The following is a 17,235-nucleotide window of genomic DNA, read 5'->3' as shown; positions in this document are numbered from 1 at the left end:
TCAACCCCTCCAGTTTTCCACTAGATTATCTACAGCAGCCTGCTCAATTGCCAGACCTTGAGTGTAGCGCTCCATAAATGCTTCGAATCCCTTCACGTCGGAGCCGTCAGGATAAATCTCCTGTCCTTCAGTATCCTTAAATACTTTCTGGTCGAGGAAGTCTTCCAGGCTTTCTTGCTGATCCTTGTTACTCATGTAAGAAGCCAGAATAGCCATCCCCCATGCTCCGCCTTCACCGGCTGTAGCCATCACGGATACCGGGACATTTAAGGCAGCTGCAACAATTTTCTGTCCGACGATAGGGGTTTTAAATAAACCGCCGTGTGCCAGAATTTTGTCAATTTCGACATTTTCCTTCTTTGTCAGGATATCCATCCCGATTTTCAATGCACCAAAAGCAGTGAACAGATGAGTGCGCATGAAATTAGCCAGATTGAAACGGCTCTCAGGGGAACGTACAAACAATGGCCGGCCTTTTTCCATTCCGGTGATATTCTCGCCTGAGAAGTAACCATAGCTAAGCAATCCGCCGCCATCCGGGTCTGCTTCCAGCGCCTTATTGAACATCACACCGAATAAATGATTCGTGTCCGCCTTCTGCCCCATAGCCTCATAGAATTCACGGAACAAGCCCAGCCAGGCGTTGATATCACTTGAACAGTTGTTGGCATGAACCATCCCGACCGGATTGCCGCCCGGTGTAGTCACCAGATCAATTTCCGGGTATACCGCCGTAAGCTCCTTCTCTAATACAAGCATAGCAAAAACCGAAGTTCCCACGGAGACGTTGCCCGTCCGTTTTCTGACACTATTCGTAGCAACCATGCCTGTTCCCGCATCACCTTCCGGAGGACAGAGCGAAATCCCTGGCTGCAGATTTTCGGATTTATCTAAGATTCTGGCTCCCGCTGCCGTTAATGCACCCGCCAGCTGACCTGAAATATGGACCTCTGGAAGAATATCTTTCAGCTTCCAGGAGTAGCCTTTGGCCGCAATGAGCTCATCAAACTGCTTAACCATGGATTCGTTGTAATCATGTGTAGTTTCATCGATCGGGAACATGCCCGAAGCGTCTCCGACACCGATAGCCTTATTTCCAGTCAGCAGCCAGTGAATGTACCCGGAGAGCGTCGTAATAAAATCAATACGGGGAACATGTTCTTCTTCGTTCAATATCGCTTGATACAGGTGAGCAATACTCCAGCGCTCAGGAATGTTGAATTGAAATTTATCAGTTAACTCTTTTGCTGCAGCACCGGTTGTCGCATTCCGCCAAGTCCGGAACGGAACAAGCAGCTTACCCGCGCTGTCAAAAGCCATATACCCGTGCATCATTGCGGAGAAGCCTATAGAACCCACTGTTCGAATGGTGATTCCATATTTCCGTTCAACCTCTTGCTTCATTCCACTATAAGCCTCTTGCAGGCCCGCGATAATACCCTCTAAGTTGTACGTCCAATACCCGTCTACCAGAAGGTTCTCCCACTCATAACTTCCAGATGCGATTGTTTCAAAACGATGATCAATCAGCACTGCCTTGATACGTGTGGATCCAAATTCGATCCCAAGTGAGGTTTCTCCCTTGAGTATCGCTTGTTTGATGTCTTGATCCATGCACACGTTACTCCTCTCCGAACAACTGTTTTAACCGCCATAATAGAAAGAAGGCGCTTTCCCTTATTTACAGTTTCAGTATATTTTTTGTTCGTACATTTGTCAACACACATTGATAGTTATACTTACAAATATTACGAATACCATGGGATTTTTATCATATTTCAGCTGAAGTATTAGTACATGTAAGACAATAGTATCTAATCAGCTTATAATTATGCTAAAATATGTACATACAAATATTACGGATGGATAAATTGGTATTAGAACAACCAGGAAAGAAGGAGTACAGTGAAACCAAAGTATCAGGTCATTCTTGAGGATATCAAAAGCAATATTCTTTCAGGAACATACAGCATAGGAAATCAGATTCCCACGGAATCTGCCTTGCAGGATATGTATAAGGTTAGTCGGCAGACCGTTCGAAAGGCTATTCTGGAACTATCCAATGAGGGTTTCTTAAGAAGTGAAAAAGGCTCGGGGACTTATGTCAGCAACCAATTCCGGTCAAAAACCGGCGGGAATTCCAATAATAAAACAATCGGAGTCATCACGACCTACATTTCTGATTACATCTTCCCTTCTATTATCCGCGGGATTGAATCCAGATTAAATGAAGATAATTATTCATTGCTATTAGCCAGTACCAATAATGATGTCGAACAGGAAAAGAAAGCTCTGGAGATGATGCTGTCCTTTGGTGTGGATGGTCTTATTATTGAACCTACGAAGAGCAATTTATACAATCCCAATATCGCTTACTACCTGTCGTTCAAGGAACAGGATGTTCCATTCATCATGATTAATGCTTATTATGAAGAACTCGAAGTCCCATTCTTTTGTCTCGATGACGTACAGTCCAGCTATCTGGCCACCAAAGAGTTGATCACTAACGGACATACACAGATTGGGATCATTGCCAAAATGGATGATTTACAAGGAAAGTATCGGATGAAGGGGTATATCAAAGCTCTCGGAGAAGCCAAATTACGCTTTCACCCGGAGCAGGTACTATCATTCTATACAGAAACCAAGCAGGACCTGTCCACCAATCTGAAGACATTCCTAACCGAAAATAGAGGCGGATTAACAGCGATTGTCTGCTATAACGACGAGGTAGGCCTGGAAGTCGTACATGTGTGCAGACAACTTGATATATCTGTTCCTGAGGACTTATCTATAATTGGTCAGGATAACTCCTATATTGCCAAAAATGCAAACATCAAACTGACGACATTGACACACCCGCAGGAACAAATGGGACGTGATGCCGCCGATTGGGTGATTAAGAAACTGCAAGGGAAGAAGGATTTAAGAAACAGCACCTATTATCAGCCTGTGTTAATTGAAGGGGAGACGGTAAGGAAGAGATAGGCGAAACCCTTGTGGATCAAGGATTTCGCCTATGGAGCAAGTTGGATTCTTAAGTTCCTATTTCCGGATACCGCGCTGCCATACTTCGCGAATCGATAACGTATCCGAGATCGTTACTGTTGGGTCCCCGTCAACCAAGACCAGGTCCGCCCTCGCCCCCGTAACGATATGCCCGCGATCATTCAGGCCGAAACGGCGGGCAGTTTTTGAGGTAGCTGACTGTAAGGCTTCTATGGGTGTGAATCCCGCTTCTACTAGTAACTGCATCTCATGGTGTACGCTGACTCCATGGGCAAGCCCGCCCAGCGATGGAACCGGTACGGAGACGTCCGTACCCACCAGGATGTCTACACCTGCACGATGAAGATCCATTACATTCCGGTAGTTGTCATCCATGCTGCCTTGCGGATACGTATTGAAGCTGGCATTCAGAGTATCGATCCATTCCGGACTGAGCTTGGGGCTCACACGCGGATCCTTCGCCAATTCCGTTGCGGGGTGACCGATAATCGAGGAGTTCAAGACAAGGCACGGCGTAACGAACGCGTCAGCCTCAGCAATCAATTTCACCAGATCTGGAGTGGTTTCAGGGCGGTCAATGAATAAGTGAGCCAGTCCCTCCACCCCAACCTCTATAGCTTGCCGGGCAGAATCGGCAGTCAATACATGGGCAATCGCAATCTTGTGATGACGATGCGCTTCCTCTACAGCCGTTCTTAGAATATCCTGGCTTAAAACAGGCAGTCCGGGCGCAGCCAATACCGTGCCTTCCTCAATCATAATCTTGATATAGTCGGCTCCCGCACTAACTTGTTCGCCCACAAATGCCAGCGCTTCGTCCCGGCTGGTTACCGTAGGCGCCTCCCCATGATCATGCGAGTGGGCAGCCAGCATAGCGTTACGGTCTTCTTCGCTCATCTTCTCCAATTCCTTCAGTACAAAATCCGGAATTTCTCCATCCCCCGGCATGAGCTCATCGGGATGTCCCCCAGGAGGTGTGACTGCCATCCCGGCAGATCGTACGTCTGCAATATCATCGAACCCTTTCAATTGTGTCTCGCGGCCGCTTTTGGTGAACCCGCCCATCATCTCCAATTCAGTTGTAACTCCGAATTTCAATGCGTCGCGCAAGCCCTCTACGGAAGTGTGAACGTGCGCATCAATCAGCCCCGGCAGCAAAGTCCCTCCTTGTGCATCAATAATGGCGGCATGCTCCGGTATTTCCCCGCCTACCGATAGGATCTGTCCGCCTTCGATCAGGACCGTCGTGGCTCGGATCACTTTTTCGCCGTCAAATATACGCGCATTGGTGATTGCAGTTATCATCCTGTTACCCTCCTAATATGAAATATGATTTATTTATGTTAGAAACATAACACTTAGAATACTAACTGTCAATTATATAATTAATTGATCTCTAAGTTTTAGTGTTCATCTGACAATCCGTATTCGTAAAAATAAAAATAGATCCCTTTCTCGAAGAAGAAAGGGATCTATTACGGCGGTCTGTCTCCATACATTTATCCTCAGGCTTGCTCCCAATTCCTCCGATACAAGCGGGAAGGACGGTGTCCCCCATTTTCCGTGTAGTGATCGGTTTCGGACACGAGATTAGCCACCTTACGCCGGAAGGCAGCCTTCAGCAGTTCCTTGTCCAGAATCACCTCATACACCTGCTGCAATTCCGTCAGGGTAAACAGCTTCGGCATCAGGTGCAGGGCAATATCGGTATCATTTGTTTGGTTTCGCAGTCGCTCGATAGCGCAAGCAATGACTTTCCCATGATCAAAAGCCAATCCGTCATTCGACATGATAGAGTAAACAACTGACCTAGAGGTTGGCTTTGCCGTTACGGTCCGGTTGATAACTGCCGTCAGCTCTTCTCCTTCGGCACTAAGCTTAAGCTCGTAGGTCAAGGTTTTGACGTATCCTTCGTCCAGCAATTCCCTTTGCTCCCGCAGCAGCCGGTAGCTCACCTTGAACCAGGCAGCATCTTCGGCATCGTCACCCGCCTTTAGCTGAAACCGGCTGCTGTCGATTAAAGCCATATAGCTACAGCTCACCACCCAGGTACGGGGATCACGCCCGACATCGGTAAAGGTATGGAGCTGTTCCAAGTATACGTCATCAACGCCCGTTTCCTCGCTCAGTTCCCGCGCGGCAGCCTGATCGGCGTTCTCGTCCGGCCGGATGAAACCGCCGGGCAGCGCCCATTTTCCCAAGAAGGGATGCCCTCCCCGGCGAATGAGCAGGATACGCAGCTCTTTTTCCGGAAGCTTGCGGTAGTTGTCCGTCTCCGTTTTCGTCACCGTAAAAATGACCATATCCGCCGCCATCGAAGGCCGCTCGTAATCCCCTGCCCGGTACTGCTCCAAAAATTCACGCTCTGTAAGTCCGTCACGATCCACCAATTCCAACGGCTCCGCCTCCCTGGTTCTTTTCTTTTAGTTTTGCAGTTCTCCGAAAAAATTGCAATAAGGCTCAAACTTCGCTAACACCGCGTCTACCTTACGCATACGTTCCTCCAGCGTTCCTCTTAACGTAATAAAGGGAATCCGCCGCTCCTTCAAATCCGCTAGGATTTGCTTATGAAAAACATGGCGCTTCTGATCGCCGCTGCGATCCCACGTGTCGTCGTAAGGAATATCGTCGTCGCACAGGAAAAACAAATCATACCGTTGCGCGTTCTCCAGAGCGATCCGGGTCAGAAGCTCCGGAGCCCGTCCGTGGTAATCCAAGGCATACATATAAGTGGTAATCGCATTCGTATCGACAAAGAGATACCGGTCTGCTTCCAGCAACGCCTGCTCTTCCCGCTTCATATGGCCCACGGCAATTTCATCAAAGGCACTGAGGCCGATCCGGCGGTCCACCTGATGCTCAGTCCAATAATCCCGTCCGTACTCACTGGCAAAGGTTGTCTGATACCGCCGGGCTAATGCTTCGGTGATGGTTGACTTACCGGTTGACATTGCTCCCATAAAAACCACTTTTGTGATTAAATCCCGGTACACGATATCACTTACATAATCCCGGTATTTATGAGGATCGGAACGGATCATTGTAGCCGATACCGGTACATGCTGGCGAGCTTCATCCACCCGCCGGTCTGCTGCACCTAATGCGATGCTCATATGCCCGCCATAGAACTCACTCGAATAAAAGTGGGTCACTTGCTCTCCCTGAAGCAGCCCCAGAATATACAGCTCTTCCCGGATCTCATGCTCCCTGTCGTCCGAGTACCCATCCGGGCCATCCCAGGCTTCGATTACCCGAACCAGCGGATAGAGCTTACGGATCCAGCCCGCCCGGATATGCAGCGGAATCGACGTAACCATCGTCTCGTAAATGACCACGATCAATTCATCTACCTCCTGCAGCGCCGTCTCGATCATGTACTGGTGTCCTTTATGCAGCGGAGCGAACTTCCCGAGCGTTAATCCAAGAGTCTTCATGCGAGTGCCTCCTTAGCCCCTTTATTCCAGTTATAATAGCCGTATGCCGCGTTAATCAGGTAGGCGCTCCACATGACGACCATTAGCAGGCCCTCACTGCTGCCTTCCAGCGTCCGGATCACCCATAACAGCACCGTAAACATATTCAACACAATATAGACCAGCCATTGTTCCTTGAATCTTCTTACCATCAAAATCGTGGCCACTATGGATAACACTGTCGTTATGGCATCGATGTAAGGCGAATTCTGCCCCGAAATGAATGATAGACTGAACCCCAGCAGCAGGGAACCCACAATACAGACCGCCAAAGCGAGGAACATACCTTTAAGCTCCATCTGGCGCATAGACAGCTTGCCACTCTGAAAATTCTTCTTCCACATGTAGAAGCCGGCAACATTCATCGGGACAAAGAACATCAAATTCAGCATCACTTCGCCAAACAATCCGTTGACATAAGCCAAATAAGCGTAGCCGAAGGTATTATACATTCCAAAAACATAACTCATCAGCTTCCCCTTTGCCGTAAGCACCACACATAGCACTCCGGTGATAAAGACTGTGAAACCGAGAAAAGAATCCTTGGAAAGAAACGTAAAACTGACAGCAATTAAAGTAAACAAAACCAGCCAGACCACTTCGAACAACTTCCATCCCCCCACGGCCCTTTTCATATTACATCCCCTCCGCTTCCCTGTTTATTCTTGCTGAAAATGACTTAATTCAAATTCTTAGTAACATGTTGATATTTTCTATTTGTTACTATCAAGATAACAGAGAATCCGGCATTATTCAAGTCAAATCCCCCTTCAGCGCAGAACAAAACGGCCTCAGTCCCATGAAACCAGAACCAAGGCCGCTTAGAACATGAACATTTACCGCTAACCTTTCTGCCGTTCCATCAAATAAAACATATAATCAGTCGGAACTCCGGTATATCCCAGCTGCCTCCGGACCGTCTTCATAATGTTTGGCGACTCCATATGCCATTTCCCGGATCCGGCGCTTCAGCTCCAGCGGTTCCTGAATGCGAATGGCTGTACCGAACGTCATCAGGTACATCGGAAGATACTTATTCATCGTCGGGACGTCGAGCAGAAACCGTGCCTCCCGGTCGGTCCGTTCCGTTAAATAATGACGCAGATGCCAGTGGCCGCAAACCGCGTTCAGCGTGCCTGGCTCTCCCTCGATGCGGATAACGGTCAGCGGTCCATCTGCCTCCCGCCTCTGCTCAGATTGATCACGGAAATAGACGGACGCAGAGAACCCCTCCGGCTTTTCGAACCGCGCTTCAGTCGGCTCCAGCCGTGCAATGCGGTCCACACGGAATGTCCTCACTGCCTGCGACCGCCGGCAGAATGCGACAGCGTACCATTCGTTTCGGTCGTACGCCAACCCGTACGGATCGATATCACGTTCGCTCGCCAGCTCCGCATTCACTTTACGGTAGGCGATGTGGAGCGTTCGCCCGTCCTTGGCTGCCTGCTCCAGGTCCTTAAGCAACAGAACGGCGGAAGGCGGACGCACCGGAGTGATTACATCCAAGCCGCTCGTCTGAAGGGACAGATCGTGGCGCTGCTCCTCATGTAGTCCATTCTCCACCTTCTTCAATGCGCTTTCCAGCTCCTCTGTATAGGGATAGCCCGCGCCTTGCGCAAATTTAAACGCGTCCATGAGTGCCTTCAGCTCTACAGAGTTGAAGAACAATGGCGTCTCCTTGAAATTCCCCAAAATACGAATACCGCCTTCATGACCTGACTCGGCAACAACCGGTACACCGCTGGCGCATAATGCGTCTATATACCGGTACACGGTGCGGACGCTGATCTCCAAATTGTCCGCGATCTGCGCAGCGGTAAGCTTCCTTCCAGATCGCAGCATCCACAGCATGGACAGCATGTTATCCCACTTCGCCACCGGGAGCCCCCCTTTCCTCGAGTACATGAAACTGATTTGAGTATAGTGTAATTCTACTACGATTCCATTCTTGGAGTTATGTCACATCCAACCTTACACCCAATGTTGTATACTATTTTTTTTGCATCCGCTGTGGGATCTAATATGGGCCTCTGAAAGTTGCAAACGTCTCATAATGGGTATTCTTACTAAGGGATGATACTTTGAACACACAATTTTGTTACCACCAAGGGAGGAAGTATCAGCATGGCTGATTTTAACAAACAAAGAATCGTGGAGAGTGTTCCGCAACGGGGGTTTTTTGGACATCCTAAAGGGTTGTTTACACTGTTCTTTACAGAGTTTTGGGAACGCTTTTCCTACTATGGAATGAAAGCTATCCTTGTTTATTATATGTATTACGAACTGAGTCAAGGCGGACTCGGCATGGAGGAGAGCACCGCTCTCGCCATTATGTCAATTTATGGTTCGCTTGTCTATATGTCCGGGATTATTGGCGGATGGTTAGCGGATCGGGTATTCGGAGCGTCGAAGGCTGTATTCTACGGCGGTAGCTTAATCATGCTAGGGCATATCACCTTGGCCATCCCGGGAAGTGTTTCATTATTTTTTGTTTCCATGGTTTTAATCGTACTGGGTACGGGCTTGCTGAAGCCTAATGTATCCAGTATTGTAGGTCAACTGTACAGTGAAGACGATGGCCGCCGGGATGCTGGCTTCAGTATTTTCTACATGGGCATCAACCTGGGGGCATTCATCGCTCCGCTAATTGTAGGAACCATCGGGATGGATTACAATTTCCACCTGGGCTTCAGTATTGCAGCCGTCGGGATGTTTCTGGGATTAATCATGTTTGCCTCTACCAAGAAAAAAAACCTCGGTCTTGCAGGTACTTTAGTGGCAAGCCCGTTATCAGGTGCGGAACGTAAAAAAGTGTCTCTTTTATTCGGTACCGGGGCAGTACTTCTCGCTGTTATCGTTGCGGTTACGATTCCATTAGGTCTGTTAACGTTTAAATCCTTTATCGTGATCGTAGGGATTCTGGGGATTCTGATTCCAACCCTATATTTCATTGTCATGTACCGAAGCCCAAGAACAACCAGTGTAGAACGCTCAAGACTCATTGCTTATATTCCGCTGTTTATTGCAGCGATTATGTTCTGGGCTATTCAAGAGCAAGGGTCAACCATCCTTGCCAGTTATGCAGATAAACGTACAGAGCTCCATTTTGCCGGACTGCATATTTCGCCAGCCTGGTTTCAGTCTTTAAATCCTTTGTTTGTTATCACGTTAGCCCCCCTGTTCGCCTGGTTATGGGTGAAGCTTGGAAAACGGCAGCCCACGATACCAAAGAAATTCGCCTTGGGTCTATTGTTTGCCGGATTGTCCTTCCTTGTGATCCTCTTGCCGGCTTACTTTGGGGGTGAGAATTCACTGGTTAATCCTTTATGGCTCGTGCTTAGCTATTTCATCGTTGTGGTGGGGGAACTATGCTTGTCTCCTGTAGGATTATCGGCAACGACCAAACTAGCACCCTCCGCCTTCTCCGCTCAGACCATGAGCTTATGGTTCTTATCCAATGCGGCTGCCCAAGCGATTAATGCGCAGATTGTGAGATTTTATTCGCCTGAGACTGAGATGGTATACTTTGGTGTCATTGGAGGAGCGGCAATCCTCCTCAGTATTCTGCTCTACTCGTTCTCCTCAAAAATTCAGGGGTATATGAAAGGGATACAGTAAAAGAATTAATCCAGATAATTGAGGAGCACCAGATTTATGGTGCTCCTTTTTTGTCGGTTAACTAGTTCAACGATGAGTACGCCATAGTTTGCTTTTAGCCCAACTTATGATACGGTTTACCCTGCTTTTTTTATCGGCAAGTTAGATTAGCCAATCGCCGTATCTCATCACTTAACCTTCGGTTGACTGGATACACTCCTTCTATGAAATCTAAAATACGAAGGGCTGATTCCGGAATATGATTGTATCCCTGTATCATGTCACCGATGATTTCCGCAAAACGGGGATATCTCTTCTCTAACCGCCTCTCATTCCCGAATGGGTCAGGAAAGTAATCCACCTCCTGCTCCAATAGATGGAGTACTGATAGAATTCTGTCTATAGCGTAACCTTGAACAAACCGCGAAGCCGATAGGCGCTCTCCCCTTGCATAGCGACCGAGCCCTACGTATAGATTAGTTAAGGCTTCGTTCAAAGGAAAGTCCAAAGAATCGTTTTTTAGGGTTGGGATCGGATTGGAAGGCTTGGCTAATTCCGTATTGTCGCACATCTGATCCTTCCATATGACCCGGCCCTCCGTATAGGAGGCATTCGCCAGCTCCCATTCCTCGAATACAGCGTATTCCCCAAAAATTCCGTCCTCGAACAATACCTTGTATCCAACATCCGAATTCTTAAATGAATAGGCTAGAGGATGTACTTCTTCGAGCCAATCCAATCGGTCGATATATCTGTTTTTATGTCCCGTTCTCACTATAACAAAGAAATCTAAATCCGAATATTCATCTAACCGTTCTGTCTCGACCCCAACAGAACCAACACCTAATAGTAAAAGAGCTCCTCCCATACGTTCGAGCGACCTGCCGATCTCGTTAAGCCGCTGTAACAGCAATTCTGTTCTCAGCATACAAATCCTCCCCTGGTTTTGAATACAAAAAGGGTCCAACCCACTTCTCAGCGAGGTTGAACCCGAAGGTTACATTGCCTTTATTATACTAGAATTATAGCGTATTGATTGTTGCTGTCAATCGTAATAACTTGCAGAGGTTCACTCCTGGAGCATGTACTACTTCTCCTGCTCCTTAATCACCTGCTCAATCCCGAGCAAAATCAGCTTCAGGCCGAACTCAAACGCCCCGTCGGTGCCCATTATCTCGAACAGCCCGTTCGTAAACATTCTCCGGAACAGTCCTGCATCCGCCTCGCCCATGGAATCCATGAGCCGAATCATCTCCTCACCCGGAGGCGCTTCCTGGTCTTTAAGGATCGCAATGACATTGCGCTCATGCTGATAATTGTCTAGAACGAAGTAGAAGACATAGTTCACAAGCGTAGTAACCACCTGCATTTTCTGCGCTTGGTCAAGCGTTGTCGATTCGACGCAGAGCAGCATACGGTTGGTGAACCGGATGATGTCCGGTTCGTGGGGCAACGTCATCATCATGAGCTGCGTAGAGCAGGGATATCGGCTAAGCACGTTCCTCACGGTTACCGCAAGCCCTGTCAGTTGCTCCTTCCAATCCCCCTCGGAATGGAACTCCTCCAGGATCACCTTCGATACCTGATTGGCCAGGCGCTGGTAAAGATTCTGTTTGCTCTTGAAGTACCAGTACAGGGAGGGAGCCTGAATTCCCAGCCTGTCGGCCAATCGCCTCATGCTGAATTTCCCGATATCCTCCTCCCCAAGAAGCTCCCACGAGACTTCCAGAATCCTGTCCTCCGAAATTTGAGGCTGCTTCTTTTTCATCATTATCCGCCCTTTTATCTAACAGTGTAAGTTTATGCTTTACAGGTCTATAGGTTCATGATATCATCTAACACTGTAAGGTTCAATCTAACACCGTTAGACTGTGAAAATAAAAGAAAGTGGTGATCCAACATGGATTCAGAAAACCTCTATTACTTTGAGAAAGCACCGGTTGCAAAGGCCGTAGCTCACTTCGCCGTACCGATGATGTTAGGCACATCAATGAATGTCATATACTCCCTCTTGAATGCCTACTTCCTTGGTACACTCCATAATACTGCTATGTTAACGGCTCTCGCGCTAATTTTACCGTTATTTGCAATCATTATGGCGCTGGGCAATTTGATTGGCATAGGCAGCGGTACCTACATCTCCCGTATGCTAGGGGAGAAAAAGTATGATGACGTAAAGCATGTGTCTTCATTCGCTTTTTACAGCAGCTTAGTTCTCGGTCTTATCGTGATGGCTGTGGGCCTCCCGCTCATCAATCACATCGTTCATGGCCTGGGGGCAACACCTGACTCCTTCGGATTCACGAAGGACTATGTCACTATTATGCTTATAGGTTCACCATTCGTTGTATTATTCTTCACGCTGGAGAATATCGTGCGCTCGGAGGGTGCAGCCATCACATCGATGACCGGGATGATTATAAGTGTTGTTGTAAATATCATTCTCGATGCGCTCGTCATTTTCGTGTTCCATTGGGACGTGATCGGTGTTGCGTCAGCTACGGTCATCTCCAACATGGTTGCGAGTGTATACTTTGCCCTCTATATGAGAAATAAAAGCAAATTTTTAACGATCTCCGTAAAATGGTTTAAGGCTACCAAAGATATTCTGGGCAATGTATTCAAAATCGGGGTTCCCGTCTTTATTATGAGCATCTTTTTGGGGGCAATGTCGCTGATCTTCAACCATTTTCTTGTCGAATACGGGGATGCAGCCATAGCGGCTTACGGAATTTCATCACGTTTATTGCAGTTTCCTGAGTTTATTCTGATGGGCTTATGCGAGGGAGTCGTGCCACTCATTGCCTTCTCTTTTACAGCGGATAAATTGCGCATGAAGAATACCATTGGATTTACGATCAAAGCGATTGTGGGGTTAGCAGTCGTATTTGGTATCATTGTCTATTTCGTTTCCGACCATTTAATCGGGCTATTTACAAATGACGCACATTTAATTGAATTGGGCAGCTACATTCTGCATGTGACCTTCTTATCCTTGTTCATTACAGGAATGACCACTTTGTTTACCGGGGTCTTCCAGGCTACAGCGCAAGGAACGGCCGCATTTATTATGTCGATCATTCAAGGCGTTACGCTGATTCCTGTGCTATATATCGCCAATGAAATGAACGGCTTCCACGGGGTGGTCTGGTCGCTTGTCATTTCGGATGCCGCCGCATTCCTTGTCGGTGCCATCATGCTGTATGTTCTGCGGAACAAATTACAACCGGAGTTAGATCATTTGGTACAGTAGAAATCATCTCACAGGCAGATCGGTCAAACCTGGAGTTCTGCGGCCTCTTGATATAAAAAAAGGTGCAAAAAGCCGGTTCATCACCGGATACTTTTTGCACCTTCGCCTTTTTGTCTAAATCAAAGCATTGAAATGCCCCTCTGCGTTGACCGTCGCCGTCCGTGGATCGGTCAGTACGATGCCCTTGAGGCCTCCCATTCGTTCCGTTTGCCAGACCGGGAGATGGTCCTGAAGCGGAGGAGCCGGTACAAAATGGACCGAAGTGCTGCTTCCGCTTTTCTGTACCAGTTGGGCCTCCAGCAGTCGAATTTGCCGCTGCAGCTGCTCCCGGCGATAAGGCGTCTGCATCTCTCCGCCCTGCGCTTCATTCACCTTGTCCAGTTCCATCAGCAACCGGTTGCGCTGTTTCTCCATGGAACTGACATCGCTTTGTGTATCACCGTAAGCTGCAATGGCCTGTACCGGGCTGATGCCTGACACTGTCTGTGCCGCCATGATCTCCCCCCCATTTCCGTGGCTCCCCATCCAGATTCAGCCAATTCGAAAGTTCTAATTATCTCTATTACCCAGCAGCTCCCGCCATGACAACATTTTATCCGCTAATCTATAAATAATCGTCGCATAGTCCCAGTCTGACGCTTGTTTCGACCATACCTAAGACCCACCGGGGGCAGTAAAGTCCTTCAAGGTAAATCATTTGTAGCAAAAACAAGCCCACAGGAAAAATATCTACATATCATCCCGACTGGAGAGTAACCTACCCTGCTCCTACGGTCGGTATGATGTAAATACAGGCTCCCGTGAGCTTTTCTACAAAAACCTTTCCCCTACTTATGGTACGGTTCACCATAGCATCTATAGAGCGAAATCGAAGGAACCCAATTAGATACCTGTAGCCCGAAAACTCCTCTAACTATCGTCCGTCCCCCCCCAAAACGAGCCGAGCAGTCCTTTTTCGTAGCCTTTGGCGACGGCGCCGATTCGCGTCTTTACACCTAGCTTCTGGTTGATGGACGTGATATGATACTCAACCGTTCGCTGGCTGATGGACAGCTCGGCTGCGATTTCCTTGTTCGTCTTTTCCTCCGCGACTCTTCGCAGCACGTCTCGCTCCATGTGCGTAAGCTTCTCCAGATCAGCACGCCATATGTTCTCCGCGACAAGCGCATGGCCCAGCATGCTCTGCTTGATCGCGTTAATGATTTGCGGATAGGGGCTTTGCTTGGACAGGTAAGCATGGACGCCGATTTCGTACGCTTTCTTATAGAACTCCTCGTACATGTAACCGGACAGCACAATAATTTTTAGCGTATGGCCGTACTTCTCCTTCAGCCTCTGACCGAGCTCGAACCCGTTCATCCGCGGCATCGCGATGTCCATGACAAGCACATCCGGTTGGCACAGCTCGATTCCCTCTATCAGTTCTACCGGATTGCTGAACGTACGAGGCACCTCGATATCCGACTCCTGCTCCAGCCGTCTCTTCAGCCCTTCGAGCACGAGGGGATGGTCGTCGAGCAGGACGACTCTAATTTTGGACTGCATTGGTTAGCTCCTCCCTATCGAGTGGCAGCATAAGATGAACGGATGTGCCCTTCCCTGGTATCGAATGAATGTCCGTCTCCCCGCCAAGCTGCCGGATTTGATTGTAAAGGGAGTGGATACCGAAGCGCCTCTCCCCTGCTGCAGACGGGGCCATCACGGTCGCAACGTCGAAGCCGCGCCCATTATCCCGAACGACGCAATACAAATAGCGTCCGTCTCGCCACAGATGAATCGTTAATCGAGTGGCTCCGGCATGCTTGAAGACGTTGTTCACCAGTTCACGAATCGCCCGGAACAAGTTCGATTTAACAAGCTCATTCCGAGGCTCGTGCGGCTCCAACTCATAGACCAGCTCGGCTTCGACCCCGTCCTGCGACCTTTGCTTCATACTGCGGATCAGCCACTCGACGGCCGATCGCAAGTCCCCGTGATCGATAATCGGCGGATGAAGATCGTCGCAGAGGGCGCGAATGTCGCTCTGGGATTCGTAGATGCATTTTAGCCACAGTGCGACTCGCTCCTTGTCCGGCTTTCCGGTATCATAAAGCTCTTCCAGATCGCGCGATACAAAGATCAGGTTCTGAAGCAGCCGGTCATGCAGGAAATGCGAGGTGCGAATCCGTTCCGCCTCATGGGATTCGAGCAGCGACCTGTCTATCGGAGCGACACGCTGCCCGGAAGCGGCTTGGTACATGAATCTCACAACCAACTCGGCAGCCTCGCGTAGCAGCTCCTCGACCTCCTTTTCCGAGAATGCCGAAGAGTCGTTCCCTATCCCGATATAGCCAAGCGTTACGCCACTGCCTGATGGACTTCTCAGCTCGATCAACCGGCTCAATCCAATAGAAGTGAGCCAACTCATCACTTCCTCCGGCCTCCGATAATCTGGTTCAAGCCGCTCCCCCTCGATCCCCTTGTAGGATCCCGTGCCTTGAACAACTGTAACCGGACTATCCTGCCAGAGTAGGCAGACATCCTGAGAGCCCAGCCGCTTGCTCACAATCTCGGTCAGGAGCGCCAGAAGCTCGCGGGTCGCTTGCCTGGATTCCAAATCTGCGGATAGCGCACGCTTTTGCCGATCCAACTTTTCTCCCTGTACGACCGTCTTCCTCCGATAACGCAGCAGCCCTCTTTGATAGAGGAGCGTGAGCGCAATAAATACGATAAACAGGGCATAAAGCTGTAGCTGCACGCCCTCGGCTGATAGCACAAGTAGCATAAATGTAGCCGTAAAGTACAGCACATGCACGACGAGTCGAGGGAAATGAAGTCGCATATAGAGCATGCTCCGCTTTACGAGAATAAAAGTAAAGATGAGAGAGAACGGGACAAAACCAATGAGCGCATACTTCAACGGCAAAATAAAGGGCTCCTGGAACAGGACGGGTATCGCGTAGAGAAAGGTGTATGGTAGCAGGCTGAGAAGCAGCCCGGCGAAGAGCATGAGCAGTTGATTGCGCTCGACCCGGTCGAACAGCCTCCAGCTTCGGAAGGTGACGCCCGCTAGCAGTAGAGTCGTTCCGGGCAGCGCCCAATTGAGCACGTCTGAGATCCACTTGAAGACCTCGATCTCCGCGACAACAAAGTAAGTCATCACAAGCGTAAACGTGAAGGTACCGAGCAAAAAGACGCTCTTCAGCTTCTGAAGACGGAAGACGGAGGCGCGATAAATAAACTGCAAATAGAAGGATAACAGTAAATACGGAAGCCATATGGAGCAATAGGTCAACAGTAGCTGTGACAGACTGCCCTCCGGCGAGTAAATGCTGAGAATAACAAGCGCAAGCAAGTAGTTTAAGTTGAAGAAGGAACGAATGACCGCCGATTCCGGCTGTCTCAGAAGCGCGTAGACAGCAAGTCCGAGCAGCAGCGCCTCCATCGCTAGCGATAGAATGAAAGCTGAAAAGAGTCGGTTCGCCGGATGATAGTTGATAAGCCCCTCCGCATGTCGCGCTACCGATAAATAGTCGGCTTGGCGTAGTCGGTAGAATTCCCCTTCGCGGGTCAGCTTCGCATCCGGATCCAGCATGACGACTCGATCCCCGGGCTGAAGACGCCAATCCGTGGCTAGGCCGCCCTCGTCCACGGCTTCAATCCGCCAACCGCTTCCCGGTAACGGCTTTAGGACAAGGCCGATATACGGGGATTTGAGGGCTTGAATATGAATATACGCGGCTAACAGTATGAAGAAAACGAGAGACATATAGAGACGCCGCCCATATTTATGCCGGGTAGCCAGATGGGACACTGTAGTCATCGCGATCGATCCTCCGGTCCAAGTATAGCATTATTCTACCAAATACGGATAATAGCCATGCCAGAGTGGCATGGCCGAGCATTATGCGATTGAGGGGCTCC

At 49.0% G+C, this 17,235-nt stretch carries 14 protein-coding genes; 3 read left to right on the top strand and 11 right to left on the bottom strand.

Going from position 1 to position 17,235, the window contains the following annotated elements; genetic code table 11:
• Entirely contained in the window at positions 1–1,614 is a 1,614-nt protein-coding gene (locus tag A3849_RS09290) for a xylulokinase (protein WP_074111139.1), read from the bottom strand.
• Between the two features lie 291 nt (positions 1,615–1,905).
• Between A3849_RS09290 and A3849_RS09285 the strand changes: the two genes are divergently transcribed.
• Positions 1,906–2,988, top strand: coding sequence for a GntR family transcriptional regulator (locus A3849_RS09285; protein WP_074111138.1), 1,083 nt, complete (start codon positions 1,906–1,908; stop codon positions 2,986–2,988).
• 57 nt (positions 2,989–3,045) lie between these two features.
• On the opposite strand, the gene A3849_RS09280 is transcribed toward A3849_RS09285, so the two are convergent.
• The 5 genes from A3849_RS09280 to A3849_RS09260 form a co-directional block, all read right to left on the bottom strand.
• Positions 3,046–4,314, bottom strand: coding sequence for an amidohydrolase family protein (locus A3849_RS09280; protein ID WP_074111137.1), 1,269 nt, complete (start codon positions 4,312–4,314; stop codon positions 3,046–3,048).
• Between the two features lie 200 nt (positions 4,315–4,514).
• Positions 4,515–5,405, bottom strand: a complete 891-nt coding sequence (locus A3849_RS09275) for an NUDIX hydrolase (RefSeq protein ID WP_074111136.1) — start codon at positions 5,403–5,405, stop codon at positions 4,515–4,517.
• A 27-nt stretch (positions 5,406–5,432) separates the two neighbouring features.
• The gene (locus A3849_RS09270) at positions 5,433–6,443 is read right to left on the bottom strand and encodes an AAA family ATPase (RefSeq protein WP_074111135.1); all 1,011 of its coding nucleotides are present in this window, start codon (positions 6,441–6,443) and stop codon (positions 5,433–5,435) included.
• Positions 6,440–7,117, bottom strand: a complete 678-nt coding sequence (gene pnuC, locus A3849_RS09265) for a nicotinamide riboside transporter PnuC (protein WP_074111134.1) — start codon at positions 7,115–7,117, stop codon at positions 6,440–6,442. Before pnuC ends, A3849_RS09270 begins: the two co-directional genes overlap by 4 nt.
• Before the next feature lie 244 nt (positions 7,118–7,361).
• Positions 7,362–8,360 carry a helix-turn-helix transcriptional regulator gene (locus A3849_RS09260; protein ID WP_074111133.1) on the bottom strand — a complete coding sequence of 333 codons (999 nt, stop codon included), beginning with the start codon at positions 8,358–8,360 and terminating at the stop codon, positions 7,362–7,364.
• A 246-nt stretch (positions 8,361–8,606) separates the two neighbouring features.
• Here A3849_RS09260 and A3849_RS09255 point away from each other — a divergent pair, with 246 nt between their 5' ends.
• Positions 8,607–10,100 carry a peptide MFS transporter gene (locus A3849_RS09255; protein ID WP_074111132.1) on the top strand — a complete coding sequence of 498 codons (1,494 nt, stop codon included), beginning with the start codon at positions 8,607–8,609 and terminating at the stop codon, positions 10,098–10,100.
• A gap of 130 nt (positions 10,101–10,230) precedes the next feature.
• Here A3849_RS09255 and A3849_RS09250 read toward each other — a convergent pair whose 3' ends face one another.
• Both A3849_RS09250 and A3849_RS09245 read right to left on the bottom strand, forming a co-directional pair.
• Positions 10,231–11,007 (bottom strand): hypothetical protein, encoded by a 777-nt coding sequence (locus A3849_RS09250; protein ID WP_074111131.1) that lies wholly within the window; start codon positions 11,005–11,007, stop codon positions 10,231–10,233.
• A 159-nt stretch (positions 11,008–11,166) separates the two neighbouring features.
• Positions 11,167–11,847 carry a TetR/AcrR family transcriptional regulator gene (locus A3849_RS09245; RefSeq protein WP_074111200.1) on the bottom strand — a complete coding sequence of 227 codons (681 nt, stop codon included), beginning with the start codon at positions 11,845–11,847 and terminating at the stop codon, positions 11,167–11,169.
• 132 nt (positions 11,848–11,979) lie between these two features.
• Here A3849_RS09245 and A3849_RS09240 point away from each other — a divergent pair, with 132 nt between their 5' ends.
• On the top strand, positions 11,980–13,332 hold the full coding sequence (locus A3849_RS09240) for an MATE family efflux transporter (protein WP_074111130.1): 1,353 nt from the start codon (positions 11,980–11,982) through the stop codon (positions 13,330–13,332).
• Positions 13,333–13,446: 114 nt separating this feature from the next.
• On the opposite strand, the gene A3849_RS09235 is transcribed toward A3849_RS09240, so the two are convergent.
• The 3 genes from A3849_RS09235 to A3849_RS09225 all read right to left on the bottom strand — a co-directional run bounded on the left by A3849_RS09235 (position 13,447) and on the right by A3849_RS09225 (position 17,134).
• Positions 13,447–13,827, bottom strand: coding sequence for a hypothetical protein (locus A3849_RS09235; protein WP_074088254.1), 381 nt, complete (start codon positions 13,825–13,827; stop codon positions 13,447–13,449).
• A gap of 414 nt (positions 13,828–14,241) precedes the next feature.
• Entirely contained in the window at positions 14,242–14,877 is a 636-nt protein-coding gene (locus A3849_RS09230) for a response regulator transcription factor (RefSeq protein WP_074111129.1), read from the bottom strand.
• The gene (locus A3849_RS09225; RefSeq protein WP_074111128.1) at positions 14,861–17,134 is read right to left on the bottom strand and encodes a sensor histidine kinase; all 2,274 of its coding nucleotides are present in this window, start codon (positions 17,132–17,134) and stop codon (positions 14,861–14,863) included. The genes A3849_RS09230 and A3849_RS09225 overlap by 17 nt, the downstream gene beginning before the upstream one ends.
• Positions 17,135–17,235 lie beyond the last annotated feature (101 nt).

The sequence above is a fragment of the Paenibacillus sp. P46E genome (assembly GCF_001909095.1).
GTDB lineage: Bacteria > Bacillota > Bacilli > Paenibacillales > Paenibacillaceae > Paenibacillus_AQ > Paenibacillus_AQ helianthi.
This window is presented reverse-complemented; position numbering and strand designations above follow the sequence as displayed.

What these genes read in the sequence shown, in the direction of transcription:
- A3849_RS09290 (WP_074111139.1), bottom strand. Translation starts at nt 1,614, where the DNA reads ATGGATCAAGACATCAAACAAGCGATACTCAAGGGAGAAACCTCACTT.
- A3849_RS09280 (WP_074111137.1), bottom strand. Translation starts at nt 4,314, where the DNA reads ATGATAACTGCAATCACCAATGCGCGTATATTTGACGGCGAAAAAGTG.
- A3849_RS09270 (WP_074111135.1), bottom strand. Translation starts at nt 6,443, where the DNA reads ATGAAGACTCTTGGATTAACGCTCGGGAAGTTCGCTCCGCTGCATAAA.
- pnuC (WP_074111134.1), bottom strand. Translation starts at nt 7,117, where the DNA reads ATGAAAAGGGCCGTGGGGGGATGGAAGTTGTTCGAAGTGGTCTGGCTG.
- A3849_RS09255 (WP_074111132.1), top strand. Translation starts at nt 8,607, where the DNA reads ATGGCTGATTTTAACAAACAAAGAATCGTGGAGAGTGTTCCGCAACGG.
- A3849_RS09250 (WP_074111131.1), bottom strand. Translation starts at nt 11,007, where the DNA reads ATGCTGAGAACAGAATTGCTGTTACAGCGGCTTAACGAGATCGGCAGG.
- A3849_RS09245 (WP_074111200.1), bottom strand. Translation starts at nt 11,847, where the DNA reads ATGAAAAAGAAGCAGCCTCAAATTTCGGAGGACAGGATTCTGGAAGTC.
- A3849_RS09240 (WP_074111130.1), top strand. Translation starts at nt 11,980, where the DNA reads ATGGATTCAGAAAACCTCTATTACTTTGAGAAAGCACCGGTTGCAAAG.
- A3849_RS09235 (WP_074088254.1), bottom strand. Translation starts at nt 13,827, where the DNA reads ATGGCGGCACAGACAGTGTCAGGCATCAGCCCGGTACAGGCCATTGCA.
- A3849_RS09230 (WP_074111129.1), bottom strand. Translation starts at nt 14,877, where the DNA reads ATGCAGTCCAAAATTAGAGTCGTCCTGCTCGACGACCATCCCCTCGTG.
- A3849_RS09225 (WP_074111128.1), bottom strand. Translation starts at nt 17,134, where the DNA reads ATGACTACAGTGTCCCATCTGGCTACCCGGCATAAATATGGGCGGCGT.